This is a genomic window from Streptomyces sp. NPDC107581 (genome assembly GCF_055657175.1).
In genome coordinates this window covers 297205-311989 of sequence record NZ_JBVKBH010000007.1, presented here as the reverse complement: position 1 = coordinate 311989, position 14785 = coordinate 297205, and the positions used below count along the sequence as shown (strand labels likewise).

Genomic DNA, 14785 nt, shown 5'->3' with positions numbered 1-14785 from the left:
GCCGGCTCAGTACGCCACTCCCACCCCCTGCTTCACCGTCCCCGGGTCGTCGGCCATCGCCAGCATGGCGTGGGCGACGTCCGCGCGGGCGATGAAGCGGCCCCCGCGCGGAAAGCCCCCGACGACCGTGCGGTAGCGGCCGGTGAGCGGCTTGTCCTGCAGACGCGGCGGCCGTACGGACGTCCAGTCCGTGCCGCTGCGCGCCAGTTCGGCCTCCATCTCCCGCAGGTCGTCGTAGACGTCCTTGAGGATCGCCGACACCAGGCCCCGCATCCCGCGGTCCAGGAGGCCGTCGTTCTCGGAGGCCGGTCCGACCGGACCGGCACTGACCACGAGCAGCCGCCGTATCCCCTCCGCGTCCATGGCGCCGAGCACCGTGCGCGTGAGCCGGGCGGCCACCCCGGCGTCCTTGCGGCTGCGCGCGCCCAGGCCGGACAGCACCGCGTCCCGGCCGCTGACGGCGGAGCGCAGCTCCTCGGGAGCGGCGAGTGCGGAGCGCACGACCTCCAGCCGCCCGCCGGTGACGGTGAGCCGGGCCGGGTCCCGTACGACGGCCGTGACCTCGTGACCTGCGTCCAGAGCCTGGCGGACGATCTCCCGGCCGATCCCTCCGGTGGCACCGAAAACGGTCAGCTTCATGGTGTGGTTCCCCCTGTTTCCCTGAGGTGGGTGAGCACTTACTCACCCCGATGTCCTCTAGGGTGGGTAAACACTCACCCACCCGTCAAGCCCGATTGGACGTTTCATGGAGACGAAGCCGGCGCGTGTCCGCATCCTCGACGCCGCCCACGAGCTGATGCTCACCGTCGGACTCGCCCGCGCCACCACCAAGGAGATCGCCAGGGCGGCCGGCTGCTCCGAGGCGGCGCTCTACAAGTACTTCGACAGCAAGGAGGATCTGTTCGTCCGGGTGCTCACCGAGCGCCTGCCCCGGCTCACCCCCCTGCTGAGCAGCCTGGAGGCCGAGCCGGGACAGGGCACCCTGGAGGAGAACCTCACCGGGATCGCCCGGCAGGCGGCCCTCTTCTACGAGCAGAGCTTCCCGATCGCCGCCTCCCTGTACGCCGAGACCCAGCTCAAACGGCGGCACGACGACGCCCTGCGGAAGATCGGTTCCGGCCCGCACGTGCCGATCGAGGGCCTGGACGCCTATCTGCGCGCCGAGCAGGCCGCCGGCCGCGTCCACGCCGAGGCCGACACCTTCGCGGCCGCCTCCCTCCTCCTCGGCGCCTGCGCCCAGCGCGTGTTCGCCTACGAGGCCACCGAGAGCGGCGCACGACCGCCCGTGGACGCGTTCGCGTCCCGGCTCGCCCGGACCCTGCTGGGCGGGATCGCCGCGGAAAACTCCGTTGCGGAGGACGGCGGCCGGCCCCGAACCTGATGCCATGAGGCAGCACACATGCGGCTGAGGCTGCGCGAGTTCAGGCCCAGGACAGGGCCGCACGAGCACCGGGTCGTCCAGCCCTGGCATCCCCTGCGCCACACCTCGCTGCGCGCCCCCGACCCCATCGGCCTGCTGTACGGCGACCACGACGGCCTGAACCGGCTGGCGGGCCTGTTCTCCCTCGCCGCCTGCTCCCGGCACACGATCGTCCACGTACCGCTGCGCGACGGCGTCCCGCCCGACGAGGGCGTGGGCGACCGGGTCGACCTCGTCCTGGCCCACCACACGCTCGGCCTGCGCCCCAGTCAGTGGCCCGAACTGCGCCGCAGGCTACGTCACGGAACCCCGCTGACCGTCCGCACCGACGAGGCACGCACCGCGCGGGACGCCGGGTCCTGGCGGGCGCGCCAGGAGCGGCCGGACGTCCGGGACGAGCTGCGGCACGCCACCCATGCCCGCACGTTCTTCCTCTTCGGCAGGCGGGACGTGTTCGCCGAGGTCGCCACCGGCCTCGCCCGCGCGGCAGGCTGGGGACCGCGCCAGAAGGGCGCCGGCAGAGGCCACTCGGTACTGATGGCGGGGCTGCCGCTGGTCCAGCCGCCCGGCGGCGGGCATCCTCTCGAGGTGCTGATCTGCTTCAAGGCCTATCCGCCCTACGCCCACTTCAGACGGCCGGGCGAGCCAGCCAGTCGTCCACGCCGGCCAGCAGCCGCGCCCTGACGCCCTCCGGCGCCGCGGAGCCCCGGATCGACTGACGGGCCAGTTCCGCCAGCTCCGCGTCCGTGAAGCCGTGGTGGTGCCGGGCGATCTCGTACTGGGCGGCCAGCCGGGAACCGAAGAGCAGCGGGTCGTCCGCGCCGAGCGCCATCGGGACGCCCGCCTCGTAGAGGGTGCGCAGCGGGACGTCCTCGGGCTTCTCGTACACGCCGAGGGCCACGTTCGACGCCGGGCACACCTCGCAGGTCACCCCCCGGTCGGCCAGCCGCTTCAGCAGCCGCGGGTCCTCCGCCGCCCGCACGCCGTGTCCGATCCGGGTGGCGTGCAGGTCGTCCAGGCAGTCCCGCACGGACGCCGGACCGGTCAGCTCGCCGCCGTGCGGGGCCGACAGGAGACCGCCGTCACGCGCGATGGCGAAGGCCCGGTCGAAGTCCCGCGCCATGCCCCGCCGTTCGTCGTTGGACAGTCCGAAACCGACCACTCCCCGGTCGGCGTACCGCACCGCCAGCCGGGCCAGCGTGCGTGCGTCCAGCGGGTGCTTCATGCGGTTCGCGGCGACCAGGACGCGCATCCCGAGCCCGGTCTCCCGCACCGCCGTGTCCACCGCGTCCAGGATGATCTCCAGCGCCGGGAGCAGACCGCCCAGCCGGGGCGCGTAGGAGGTCGGGTCCACCTGGATCTCCAGCCAGCGCGAGCCGTCCTTGAGGTCCTCCTCCGCGGCCTCCCGCACCAGCCGCTGGATGTCCTCGGGCGTGCGCAGGCAGGAGCGCGCCGCGTCGTACAGCCGCTGGAAGCGGAACCAGCCCCGCTCGTCGGTCGCGCGCAGTTTCGGCGGCTCGCCACTGGTCAGTGCTTCGGTCAGTGTCTCGGGCAGGCGCACGCCGTGCTTGTCGGCCAGCTCCAGGACGGTTCCCGGCCGCATCGAGCCGGTGAAGTGCAGGTGCAGATGGGCTTTCGGTAGCTCAGAGAGATCACGTACACGCTCCATTCCAGGATCCTGCCGCACGTCACCGCCGCGCCGGTAGCTCTTTCTCCGAACGTGGCCTTGCTCGCACATGCGAACGGGCCGCTTCCCCGGAGGGAAACGGCCCGTGCACACGCGTGAAGACGGAACCCGAGACGGAAGGGACCTGTCAGACCTCCGGACCCCCAGCCCTTCAGGCCCACCAAGCCTTTCAGGCTCACCAGACCCACAGGCCTTTCAGGCTCACCAGACCCACCGAGCCCTTCGGCCCTGTCGGTCTCTCCAGTCCCGTCGGTCCCGTCGGACCGACGGTCCGGTCAGTCCCGCGCTTCCGCCAGCAGCTTCTGCATCCGGCTCACGCCCTCGACGAGATCCTCGTCACCGAGCGCGTACGACAGCCGCAGGTAGCCCGGGGTGCCGAAGGCCTCGCCCGGGACGACCGCGACCTCGGCCTCCTCCAGGATCAGCGCGGCCAGCTCGACGCTGTCCTGCGGACGCCTGCCGCGGATCTCCTTGCCGAGCAGCGCCTTGACCGACGGATAGGCGTAGAAGGCGCCCTCGGGCTCCGGGCAGAGCACGCCGTCGATCTCGTTGAGCATCCGCACGATGGTCCTGCGGCGCCGGTCGAAGGCCTCCCGCATCTTCGCCACGGCCTCCAGGTCGCCGGAGACGGCGGCCAGGGCGGCGACCTGCGCCACGTTGGAGACGTTCGACGTGGCGTGCGACTGCAGGTTGGTGGCCGCCTTGACGACGTCCTTGGGGCCGATGACCCAGCCGACCCGCCAGCCGGTCATGGCGTAGGTCTTCGCCACACCGTTGACGACGATGCACTTGTCGCGCAGCTCGGGCAGGATCGCCGGCAGCGAGGTGAACCTCGCGTCGCCGTAGACGAGGTGCTCGTAGATCTCGTCGGTCAGCACCCACAGGCCGTGCTCGACGGCCCAGCGGCCGATCGCCTCGGTGTCGGCCGCGCTGTAGACCGCGCCGGTCGGGTTCGACGGGGAGACGAAGAGCACGACCTTCGTCTTCTCGGTGCGCGCCGCCTCCAGCTGCTCGACGGAGACGCGGTAACCGGTGGTCTCGTCGGCGACGACCTCCACCGGGACGCCGCCGGCCAGGCGGATCGACTCCGGGTACGTCGTCCAGTACGGCGCCGGGACGATGACCTCGTCGCCCGGGTCGAGGATCGCGGCGAACGCCTCGTAGATGGCCTGCTTGCCGCCGTTGGTGACGAGGACCTGGGAGGCGTCCACCTCGTAGCCGGAGTCGCGCAGCGTCTTCGCGGCGATGGCGGCCTTCAGCTCGGGCAGACCGCCGGCCGGCGTGTAGCGGTGGTACTTCGGGTTCTTGCAGGCCTCGATGGCCGCCTCGACGATGTAGTCCGGGGTCGGGAAGTCGGGCTCACCGGCGCCGAAGCCGATCACCGGACGCCCGGCGGCCTTCAGGGCCTTGGCCTTGGCGTCCACGGCGAGGGTGGCGGACTCGGAGATCGCGCCGACTCGGGCGGAGACCCGGCGCTCGGTGGGAGGGATTGCAGCGCTCATGGGGCCATGGTTCCAGACAGGAAATGTCCGCGGCACACGGGTTTCACAGACTGAACAGCAAGGGGGCGAGACGTGAACAGGTATCCGAATCCGGCCTCCGGCCAGGACGATCTTCGGTCGGGGGACTCCGGTCAGGCACTTTCTGTTCGACGCCGGGCCGCGGACCACGTACACTCACACCTCGTTGGCCTTCAGCAGCCGCGGTACAGCCGGTGCACACCGAGCACCCGACCGGATGCGGTACGTTGGGGGACACACAAAGGGTCGTAGCTCAATTGGTAGAGCACTGGTCTCCAAAACCAGCGGTTGGGGGTTCAAGTCCCTCCGGCCCTGCTACACACACCGCCAGGATGTGTGCGCATGTACGTACAGCAATGCACCGCCGTGCGGCTCAGAAACCGGGCGCGGCACGGCCACGACCCGGGATCAGGTGAGGACGAATGACGGACGCCGTGGGCTCCATCGACACGCCTGATGCCCAGGACGAGGTGCCCGAGTCCAAGAAGAAGGCCCGCAAGGGCGGCAAGCGCGCCAAGAAGGGCCCGCTGAAGCGCCTCGCCATCTTCTACCGCCAGATCGTCGCGGAACTCCGCAAGGTCGTCTGGCCGACGCGCAATCAGCTGACGTCGTACACCACTGTGGTGATCTTCTTCGTCGCGATCATGATCGCCCTGGTGACCGTGATTGACTATGGGCTCAACCACGCGGCCAAGTACGTCTTCGGCTGAGCCAAGAGCGAAGGGCGCCGTGGTACCGGCGCCCGTTTTCGCATGTTCCACCCCTATGTATCCAGGAAGAAGCAGCCATCGTGTCTGACCCGAACCTGAACGACGCCACCGAGCCTCGCGAGAATGCCGCCGAGACGGTGGACGACGAGCTCGACATCGTCGAAGGCGCGGACGAGCAGGACGAGTTCGAGGCTGCCGAGGCCGAGTCGGGCGTGCCGGCCGAGGAGAGCGCACTGCACGTCGAGGACGAGGAAGACGGCGACGCCGAGGACGCCTCGGCCGACGAGCCCGTCATCCTGGCCGACGAAGCCGAAGAGGCCGACGAAGCCGAAGAAGCCGTCGAGGAAGAGCCCGCCGAGCCCGTCGACCCGGTCGAGGCCCTGCGCACGGAACTGCGTTCCCTGCCCGGCGAGTGGTACGTCATCCACACCTACGCCGGTTACGAGAACCGCGTGAAGACCAACCTCGAGCAGCGCGCCGTCTCGCTGAACGTCGAGGACTACATCTTCCAGGCCGAGGTGCCGCAGGAAGAGGTCGTCCAGATCAAGAACGGCGACCGCAAGACGATCAAGCAGAACAAGCTGCCGGGTTACGTCCTGGTCCGCATGGACCTGACGAACGAGTCCTGGGGCGTCGTCCGCAACACCCCGGGTGTCACCGGCTTCGTCGGCAACGCCTACGACCCCTACCCGCTGACCCTGGACGAGATCGTCAAGATGCTCGCCCCGGAGGCGGAGGAGAAGGCCGCCCGCGAGGCCGCCGAGGCCGAGGGCAAGCCCGCCCCGCAGCGCAAGGTCGAGGTCCAGGTGCTGGACTTCGAGGTCGGCGACTCGGTCACCGTCACCGACGGCCCGTTCGCCACGCTCCAGGCGACCATCAACGAGATCAACGCCGACTCCAAGAAGGTCAAGGGCCTGGTGGAGATCTTCGGCCGCGAGACGCCGGTCGAGCTCTCCTTCGACCAGATCCAGAAGAACTGAGCACGCCCCCAGAGAGCGCCCCGCCGGTGAGCACCGGACCGGGGCGCTCTCGCCGTGTCCGGCCCGCCGTCGTCGGCACAGTGGCCGCTGTGGCGCTGCTGGCGCTGGCGTACGCCGTCTTCTTCCCGGCGGCCTGGCTGCGGACCGAGGTGCGGGGCGCGGAGCCGGACAGGGGCACGTTCCACGACGGGGCATGCGTCCTGGGCGGCTGCAGCGTGACCTTCTCCGTGGCGGGCGAGGAGCTGACGGCGGACCTCCCGTTCGGCACGCGCGCGCGTGGCCGCGCCGAGGGTGACACCGTGGAGGTGTTCCACGCGCCCGGCGAGCCGGAACGGGTCGCGCTCGCCGACGACACCGGCCCGGGGAGCGTCGCCGCGCTGCTCGCCGTGCCGGGCGCCGCGACCGTGCTCGTCCTGCTGGCGGCAGCCGTGCACGCGCTGCGCGACCGACGGTCCGAAGGCCCCGCGCAGCCCGCTTGACCAGGCCGATTACTGGTCTCGGGGCCAGAGCGGCTATCGTTGTGCGGTATGCCATCTGCGGGATCTTGCCCCGGATGGGCGCAGGTCGAAGGCGCGGATGGCAATCAACCTCTCAGTAAGGACCCGGAGAGAGCATGCCTCCCAAGAAGAAGAAGGTCACGGGGCTCATCAAGCTCCAGATCCAGGCCGGCGCCGCCAACCCGGCTCCGCCGGTCGGCCCCGCGCTGGGTCAGCACGGCGTCAACATCATGGAGTTCTGCAAGGCCTACAACGCCGCGACCGAGTCGCAGCGCGGTTGGGTCATCCCGGTGGAGATCACGGTCTACGAAGACCGCTCCTTCACCTTCGTCACCAAGACGCCGCCGGCCGCGAAGATGATCCTCAAGGCCGCGGGCATCGAGAAGGGCTCCGGCGAGCCGCACAAGACCAAGGTCGCCAAGATCACCGAGGCGCAGGTCCGCGAGATCGCCACCACCAAGATGCCCGACCTCAATGCGAACGACCTGGACGCGGCCGCGAAGATCATCGCCGGCACCGCGCGCTCCATGGGCGTCACGGTCGAGGGCTGAAGCCACCCCTAGCAGTCATGCGGCCGTAGCCGGTCGCGCGTGGCAGGGCCTGCTCGGCCCGTACCACGACTCCTTTCAGAACACACAGGAGCAGTTGTGAGCAAGCGCAGCAAGGCTCTCCGCGCTGCGGACGCCAAGATCGACCGGGAGAAGCAGTACGCCCCGCTCGAGGCCGTCCGTCTCGCCAAGGAGACCTCCACGACCAAGTTCGACGGCACCGTCGAGGTCGCCTTCCGTCTGGGTGTCGACCCGCGCAAGGCCGACCAGATGGTCCGTGGCACCGTGAACCTTCCGCACGGCACCGGTAAGACCGCCCGGGTCCTGGTCTTCGCGACCGGTGACCGTGCCGAGGCCGCGCGTGCCGCGGGCGCCGACATCGTCGGTGCCGACGAGCTGATCGACGAGGTGGCGAAGGGCCGTCTGGACTTCGACGCCGTCGTCGCCACCCCGGACCTCATGGGCAAGGTCGGCCGCCTCGGCCGCGTCCTCGGCCCGCGTGGTCTGATGCCGAACCCGAAGACCGGCACCGTCACCCCCGACGTGGTCAAGGCCGTCAACGACATCAAGGGCGGCAAGATCGAGTTCCGCGTCGACAAGCACTCGAACCTGCACTTCATCATCGGCAAGACGTCCTTCGAGGACGCCCAGCTGGTGGAGAACTACGGCGCCGCGCTGGAGGAGATCCTCCGTCTGAAGCCGTCCGCCGCCAAGGGTCGCTACATCAAGAAGGCCGCCATCAGCACCACGATGGGCCCCGGCATTCCGGTCGACTCGAACCGCACCCGCAACCTCCTCGTCGAGGAGGACCCGGCCGCCGTCTGAGCCCCGCGCTCACCCCGGTAGCCGCGTCAGGTACGCGTCAATAGCACGGGCCCTGCAACCTTCCAGGTGCAGGGCCCGTCCTATGTGTGCGACCTTTTGTACGACTGTCAGTGGCCTGAGTTACCGTGCCAGGCACAGGACATGCATAGGGGTGGGACATGAAGAGCACGACCGTACGCCGGGTGACCCTTTCCGTGGCGGTGGTGACCGCGCTGACCGGAGTGGCCGCCTGCGGCTCCGGGGACTCCGGCAAGGGGGACAAGGCTGTCGGGAAGAGCGTCACGCACGTCAGCCCCCTCGCCGCCCTGCGCTCCGCGGAGAAGTCCACCGACAAGGCCGAGTCGGCCAAGGTGCGCTCCACCACGTCGATCGGCGACACCATGTCGATGACGGCGAACGGCGCCCTTGCCTGGGGCAACGGCCTCAAGGGCAACCTCACCATCACGTACACCGGCGGCCAGATGGCCGAAGCCATGCGCAAGGCCGGTACGACGTCGATGGAGGCCCGGTACCTGCCGGACGCCTACTACGCCAAGATGAGCGAGAAGTTCGCCCAGCAGACGGGCGGCAAGCACTGGCTCAAGTACGCCTACGACGACCTCGCCAAGCTCGGCGGCGGCTCCGGCGCGTACATGAAGGACCAGATGCAGAACAACACCCCCAACCAGTCGGTGAAGATGCTGCTGGCCTCCGGGGACGTGAAGAAGGTCGGCGAGGAGACGGTCTCGGGCCAGCACACCACGCACTACGCGGGCACGGTGAACGTCGGGGACCTCGTCGGCAGGACCGGCGGGGACCTCAGCCCCTCCCAGCTGGCGGACATGAAGAAGCAGCTCAACCAGGCCGGCATCACCACGGACCACGTCGACATCTGGGTCAACGACCAGAGCCTGCTGGTCAAGAAGACCGAGAAGGCGGACATCGCGAACGGCCCCATGGCCGGGACCATGACCAGCACGGCCCTCTACAGCGACTACGGCGTGAAGGTCGATGCCCAGGCGCCCCCGGCCGGCGACACCAAGAACTTCACGGACCTCCTGAAGTCCGGCGGAAGCGCGTCGGGCAGCAGCACGACCGTCTCCTGAGTCCCCGCCGGATCCCCGGCGCAAAGGGACCGGGGCGGCCCCGAGGGGCCCGATTTGCTCGACAGCGCCCCGGTCCCGTACTCTCCTAACGAAGCCAAAGACCGCTGGTCGTTGCCGCGCGCTTGTACGAGGGTGCGGTGGCCGAAGGATCCGCTGAAAAGTGGACGACCCGCGCAGGTGACTGTGGAAGTACTCCCGGGGCACACGCTCGCACGTGTGCAATCGGTCGAGTCCGCCCCGTGCGCCTGCGCCGGGGCGTTTCGTTTTGCCCAGTCCTCCTTCGGGTCCGCGCGGTCCGAATCACCCGGAAGGAGGCCGAGGCTCTATGGCGAGGCCCGACAAGGCTGCCGCGGTTGCCGAGCTGACGGACAAGTTCCGCAACTCGAACGCTGCCGTGCTGACCGAGTACCGCGGTCTCACCGTGGCGCAGCTCAAGACGCTGCGCCGGTCGCTCGGTGAGAACGCCCAGTACGCCGTGGTGAAGAACACGCTGACCAAGATTGCGGCCAACGAGGCCGGGATCACGACGCTGGACGACCACTTCAATGGTCCGACGGCTGTCGCCTTCATCACCGGTGACCCGGTGGAGTCGGCGAAGGGTCTCCGTGACTTCGCCAAGGACAACCCGAATCTCGTCATCAAGGGCGGTGTCCTTGACGGCAAGGCGCTGTCCGCCGACGAGATCAAGAAGCTTGCGGACCTCGAGTCCCGCGAGGTTCTGCTCAGCAAGCTGGCGGGTGCCTTCAAGGGCAAGCAGTCCCAGACTGCTCAGCTCTTCCAGGCGCTTCCCTCGAAGCTCGTCCGCACCGTGGACGCCCTTCGCGCCAAGCAGGCAGAGCAGGGCGGTGCCGAGTAACTCGGCTCGCTTTCTGACCTGCGCCGCCTGAGCGGCAAGGGTCGCAGCGGGCCGAAGTACGCCCGCCTTACCCAGTACATCCGGCACCAGCCGAATTAGTGGAAGGATCGCCCATCATGGCGAAGCTCAGCCAGGACGACCTGCTCGCGCAGTTCGAGGAGATGACCCTCATCGAGCTCTCCGAGTTCGTGAAGGCCTTCGAGGAGAAGTTCGACGTCACCGCCGCCGCCGCGGTCGCCGTCGCCGGCCCCGCCGGTCCCGCCGCCCCGGCCGAGGCCGCTGAGGAGAAGGACGAGTTCGACGTCATCCTCACCGGTGCCGGCGACAAGAAGATCCAGGTCATCAAGGTCGTGCGTGAGCTGACCTCCCTGGGTCTGAAGGAGGCCAAGGACCTCGTGGACGGCGCCCCGAAGCCCGTTCTCGAGAAGGTCGCCAAGGACGCCGCCGAGAAGGCCGCCGAGTCCCTCAAGGGCGCCGGCGCCTCCGTCGAGGTCAAGTAAGACCTTTCGGAGTCACAGCGACTCCCTCCGCGCGCTGAGTACGGCCTCCTAGGGCTGTAACGCGAACGCACCGAAGAGCGATCATCCATCCGGGTGGTCGCTCTTCGGCGTATCCGGAGGTGCGACCAGGGTTGCCTTGCACTCGTCGTGGCGGCGGGTATGGTGATCTTCGTTGTGTCTCCCGACAGCCCCCGTTTGGGCTGGGGGGCCTTGACGAACCGCACGCAGCGCGCAATTCTCAGGACGCGTCGTCACAAGGATCCGAATCCGAGGCATGGATCGACGACGGAGAGGGCAGTATCAACGTGCGTTGAGGGCAGGCATGCCGAGGGCGATGACGAGGGCGTTGAGAACAACGAGGGTCTCGCAAAACCCGAACTGGACATCAGTGTGCCAAGTGGCTACACTGACCCTTTGCGCTGCCTGTTAGCTGTCCCCTGCCCGTCACCAGGGGTCTGCCCTCACCCGAGCATCGATGACCGAAGCCCCCTTGACCTGGGGTTTCCGTCTCTGTGTATGGGAGAGGGGCCGGCACGCGCGTAGTGAGTCCGAGCCCTCGGAAGGACCCCCTCTTGGCCGCCTCGCGCAATGCCTCGACCGCGAATATGAACAACGGCGCCAGCACCGCCCCGCTGCGCATCTCCTTTGCAAAGATCAAGGAGCCTCTCGAGGTTCCGAACCTGCTCGCGCTGCAGACCGAGAGCTTCGACTGGCTGCTCGGCAACACCGCCTGGCAGAGTCGGGTCGAGGAGGCTCTTGAGAACGGTCAGGACGTCCCCACCAAGTCCGGTCTGGAGGAGATCTTCGAGGAGATCTCCCCGATCGAGGACTTCTCCGGGTCGATGTCCCTGACGTTCCGGGACCACCGCTTCGAGCCGCCGAAGAACTCCATCGACGAGTGCAAGGAGCGCGACTTCACGTACGCGGCCCCGCTCTTCGTCACCGCCGAGTTCACCAACAACGAGACCGGCGAGATCAAGTCCCAGACGGTCTTCATGGGCGACTTCCCGCTCATGACGAACAAGGGCACCTTCGTCATCAACGGCACCGAGCGTGTCGTGGTGTCTCAGCTGGTCCGTTCCCCCGGTGTCTACTTCGACTCCTCCATCGACAAGACGTCCGACAAGGACATCTTCTCCGCCAAGATCATCCCGTCCCGGGGTGCCTGGCTGGAGATGGAGATCGACAAGCGCGACATGGTCGGTGTCCGTATCGACCGCAAGCGCAAGCAGTCGGTCACCGTACTGCTCAAGGCGCTCGGCTGGACGACCGAGCAGATCCTCGAGGAGTTCGGCGAGTACGAGTCGATGCGCGCCACCCTGGAGAAGGACCACACCCAGGGCCAGGACGACGCGCTGCTCGACATCTACCGCAAGCTGCGTCCGGGCGAGCCCCCCACGCGTGAGGCCGCGCAGACGCTCCTGGAGAACCTGTACTTCAACCCGAAGCGCTACGACCTCGCCAAGGTCGGCCGCTACAAGGTGAACAAGAAGCTCGGCGCGGACGAGCCGCTGGACGCCGGCGTGCTCACCACCGACGACGTCATCGCCACCATCAAGTACCTGGTGAAGCTGCACGCCGGTGAGACCGAGACGACCGGCGAGTCCGGCCGCTCGATCATCGTCGAGACCGACGACATCGACCACTTCGGCAACCGTCGTATCCGCAGCGTCGGCGAGCTGATCCAGAACCAGGTCCGTACGGGTCTCGCCCGTATGGAGCGTGTCGTGCGCGAGCGCATGACCACCCAGGACGTCGAGGCGATCACGCCGCAGACCCTGATCAACATCCGGCCGGTCGTCGCCTCCATCAAGGAGTTCTTCGGCACCAGCCAGCTGTCCCAGTTCATGGACCAGAACAACCCGCTGTCGGGCCTGACGCACAAGCGTCGTCTCAACGCCCTCGGCCCGGGTGGTCTCTCCCGTGAGCGGGCCGGCTTCGAGGTCCGCGACGTGCACCCGTCGCACTACGGCCGCATGTGCCCGATCGAGACGCCCGAAGGCCCGAACATCGGTCTGATCGGCTCGCTGGCCTCCTACGGCCGGGTCAACGCGTTCGGCTTCATCGAGACGCCGTACCGCAAGGTCGACGAGCACGGTGTGGTCACGGACGAGGTCGACTACCTGACTGCCGACGAGGAGGACCGCTTCGTCATCGCGCAGGCCAACGCGCCGCTGACCGACGAGCTGCGGTTCGCCGAGGCCCGCGTGCTGGTCCGCCGCCGTGGCGGCGAGGTCGACTACGTCGCCCCCGAGGACGTCGACTACATGGACGTCTCGCCGCGCCAGATGGTGTCGGTCGCGACGGCCATGATCCCCTTCCTCGAGCACGACGACGCCAACCGTGCCCTCATGGGCGCGAACATGATGCGTCAGGCCGTGCCGCTGATTAAGTCCGAGGCGCCGCTCGTCGGCACCGGCATGGAGTACCGCTCCGCGGTCGACGCCGGCGACGTGGTCAAGGCCGAGAAGGCCGGTGTGGTCCAGGAGGTCTCCGCGGACTACATCACCACCGCCAACGACGACGGCACGTACATCACGTACCGCCTGCACAAGTTCGCCCGGTCCAACCAGGGCACCTCGGTCAACCAGAAGGTCGTCGTCAACGAGGGCGACCGGATCATCGAGGGCCAGGTCCTCGCCGACGGTCCGGCCACCGAGAACGGTGAGATGGCCCTCGGCAAGAACCTGCTCGTGGCGTTCATGCCGTGGGAGGGTCACAACTACGAGGACGCGATCATCCTGTCGCAGCGCCTCGTGCAGGACGACGTCCTCTCCTCGATCCACATCGAGGAGCACGAGGTCGACGCCCGTGACACCAAGCTCGGCCCCGAGGAGATCACCCGGGACATCCCGAACGTCTCCGAGGAGGTCCTCGCGGACCTCGACGAGCGCGGCATCATCCGGATCGGTGCCGAGGTCGTCGCCGGCGACATCCTCGTCGGCAAGGTCACGCCCAAGGGTGAGACCGAGCTGACGCCGGAGGAGCGCCTGCTGCGCGCGATCTTCGGTGAGAAGGCCCGTGAGGTCCGTGACACCTCGCTGAAGGTCCCGCACGGCGAGATCGGCAAGGTCATCGGCGTCCGCGTCTTCGACCGCGAAGAGGGCGACGAGCTGCCGCCGGGCGTGAACCAGCTGGTCCGCGTCTACGTCGCGCAGAAGCGCAAGATCACCGACGGTGACAAGCTCGCCGGCCGTCACGGCAACAAGGGCGTCATCTCCAAGATCCTGCCGATCGAGGACATGCCGTTCCTGGAGGACGGCACCCCGGTCGACATCATCCTCAACCCGCTGGGTGTCCCGTCCCGAATGAACCCGGGACAGGTCCTGGAGATCCACCTCGGCTGGCTCGCCAGCCGCGGCTGGGACGTCTCCGGTCTCGCCGACGAGTGGGCCCAGCGCCTGCAGGCCATCGGCGCCGACCAGGTCGACCCGCGCACCAACGTCGCCACCCCGGTGTTCGACGGTGCCCGCGAGGACGAGCTGGCGGGTCTGCTGCAGCACACCATCCCGAACCGCGACGGTGACCGCCTGGTCCTCCCGTCCGGCAAGGCGCGGCTGTTCGACGGCCGCAGCGGTGAGCCGTTCCCGGACCCGATCTCGGTCGGCTACATGTACATCCTGAAGCTGCACCACCTGGTCGACGACAAGCTGCACGCCCGCTCGACCGGTCCGTACTCCATGATCACCCAGCAGCCGCTGGGTGGTAAGGCGCAGTTCGGTGGCCAGCGGTTCGGCGAGATGGAGGTGTGGGCGCTGGAGGCGTACGGCGCCGCCTACGCCCTCCAGGAGCTGCTGACCATCAAGTCCGACGACGTCACCGGCCGCGTGAAGGTCTACGAGGCCATCGTCAAGGGCGAGAACATCCCCGAGCCCGGCATCCCCGAGTCCTTCAAGGTGCTCATCAAGGAGATGCAGTCGCTCTGCCTGAACGTGGAGGTGCTGTCCAGCGACGGTATGTCCATCGAGATGCGTGACACCGACGAGGACGTCTTCCGCGCTGCGGAGGAGCTCGGCATCGACCTGTCCCGGCGCGAGCCGAGCAGCGTCGAAGAGGTCTGACGGGAGTCCGGCGGGGCCCTCACCCACAGGGCCCCGCCGACCCCCAGGCCCCCGTTTCAGACCAAAGACTTTCGACCCTGAGAGGGATTGACGCAT

At 68.5% G+C, this 14785-nt stretch carries 14 protein-coding genes and 1 tRNA gene; 12 read left to right on the top strand and 3 right to left on the bottom strand.

The features are described 5' to 3' along the window. Window positions 1-6: 6 nt before the first annotated feature. Window positions 7-639 (bottom strand): NAD(P)-dependent oxidoreductase, encoded by a 633-nt coding sequence (locus tag ACZ7P3_RS20310; RefSeq protein ID WP_472083493.1) that lies wholly within the window; start codon window positions 637-639, stop codon window positions 7-9. Window positions 640-745: 106 nt separating this feature from the next. On the opposite strand from ACZ7P3_RS20310, the gene ACZ7P3_RS20305 reads away from it, so the two are divergent. Both ACZ7P3_RS20305 and ACZ7P3_RS20300 read left to right on the top strand, forming a co-directional pair. Continuing rightward, window positions 746-1381 (top strand): TetR/AcrR family transcriptional regulator, encoded by a 636-nt coding sequence (locus ACZ7P3_RS20305; protein ID WP_472083491.1) that lies wholly within the window; start codon window positions 746-748, stop codon window positions 1379-1381. Window positions 1382-1399: 18 nt separating this feature from the next. Further along, window positions 1400-2104, top strand: a complete 705-nt coding sequence (locus ACZ7P3_RS20300; RefSeq protein WP_472083489.1) for a hypothetical protein — start codon at window positions 1400-1402, stop codon at window positions 2102-2104. Here ACZ7P3_RS20300 and ACZ7P3_RS20295 read toward each other — a convergent pair. After that, window positions 2049-3089: an adenosine deaminase gene (locus ACZ7P3_RS20295; RefSeq protein WP_472083487.1), complete on the bottom strand. Its 1041-nt coding sequence runs from the start codon at window positions 3087-3089 to the stop codon at window positions 2049-2051. The genes ACZ7P3_RS20300 and ACZ7P3_RS20295 overlap by 56 nt on opposite strands. Before the next feature lie 293 nt (window positions 3090-3382). Then, window positions 3383-4609: a pyridoxal phosphate-dependent aminotransferase gene (locus ACZ7P3_RS20290; protein WP_472083485.1), complete on the bottom strand. Its 1227-nt coding sequence runs from the start codon at window positions 4607-4609 to the stop codon at window positions 3383-3385. 260 nt (window positions 4610-4869) lie between these two features. Between ACZ7P3_RS20290 and ACZ7P3_RS20285 the strand changes: the two genes are divergently transcribed. From ACZ7P3_RS20285 to rpoB, 10 genes are all read left to right on the top strand, one after another. After that, window positions 4870-4942: transfer RNA gene (locus ACZ7P3_RS20285), tRNA-Trp, on the top strand. 107 nt (window positions 4943-5049) lie between these two features. Beyond that, a complete protein-coding gene (gene secE / locus ACZ7P3_RS20280; protein ID WP_066995645.1) occupies window positions 5050-5337 on the top strand; it encodes a preprotein translocase subunit SecE in 288 nt (95 codons plus the stop codon). 80 nt (window positions 5338-5417) lie between these two features. After that, window positions 5418-6317, top strand: a complete 900-nt coding sequence (nusG, locus tag ACZ7P3_RS20275; RefSeq protein WP_472083483.1) for a transcription termination/antitermination protein NusG — start codon at window positions 5418-5420, stop codon at window positions 6315-6317. A gap of 89 nt (window positions 6318-6406) precedes the next feature. Continuing rightward, entirely contained in the window at window positions 6407-6796 is a 390-nt protein-coding gene (locus ACZ7P3_RS20270) for a hypothetical protein (protein ID WP_472083481.1), read from the top strand. 134 nt (window positions 6797-6930) lie between these two features. Continuing rightward, the gene (gene rplK, locus ACZ7P3_RS20265) at window positions 6931-7365 is read left to right on the top strand and encodes a 50S ribosomal protein L11 (RefSeq protein ID WP_033528316.1); all 435 of its coding nucleotides are present in this window, start codon (window positions 6931-6933) and stop codon (window positions 7363-7365) included. 96 nt (window positions 7366-7461) lie between these two features. Beyond that, window positions 7462-8187: a 50S ribosomal protein L1 gene (rplA, locus tag ACZ7P3_RS20260; RefSeq protein ID WP_472083479.1), complete on the top strand. Its 726-nt coding sequence runs from the start codon at window positions 7462-7464 to the stop codon at window positions 8185-8187. A 158-nt stretch (window positions 8188-8345) separates the two neighbouring features. Continuing rightward, complete coding sequence (locus ACZ7P3_RS20255) at window positions 8346-9272, top strand: SCO4651 family lipoprotein (RefSeq protein WP_472083477.1); 927 nt, start codon at window positions 8346-8348, stop codon at window positions 9270-9272. A 325-nt stretch (window positions 9273-9597) separates the two neighbouring features. After that, window positions 9598-10128 carry a 50S ribosomal protein L10 gene (rplJ, locus tag ACZ7P3_RS20250; protein ID WP_472083475.1) on the top strand — a complete coding sequence of 177 codons (531 nt, stop codon included), beginning with the start codon at window positions 9598-9600 and terminating at the stop codon, window positions 10126-10128. Window positions 10129-10244: 116 nt separating this feature from the next. Next, the gene (gene rplL, locus ACZ7P3_RS20245; RefSeq protein ID WP_386312494.1) at window positions 10245-10628 is read left to right on the top strand and encodes a 50S ribosomal protein L7/L12; all 384 of its coding nucleotides are present in this window, start codon (window positions 10245-10247) and stop codon (window positions 10626-10628) included. A 572-nt stretch (window positions 10629-11200) separates the two neighbouring features. Then, the gene (gene rpoB, locus ACZ7P3_RS20240) at window positions 11201-14689 is read left to right on the top strand and encodes a DNA-directed RNA polymerase subunit beta (protein ID WP_472083473.1); all 3489 of its coding nucleotides are present in this window, start codon (window positions 11201-11203) and stop codon (window positions 14687-14689) included. Window positions 14690-14785 lie beyond the last annotated feature (96 nt).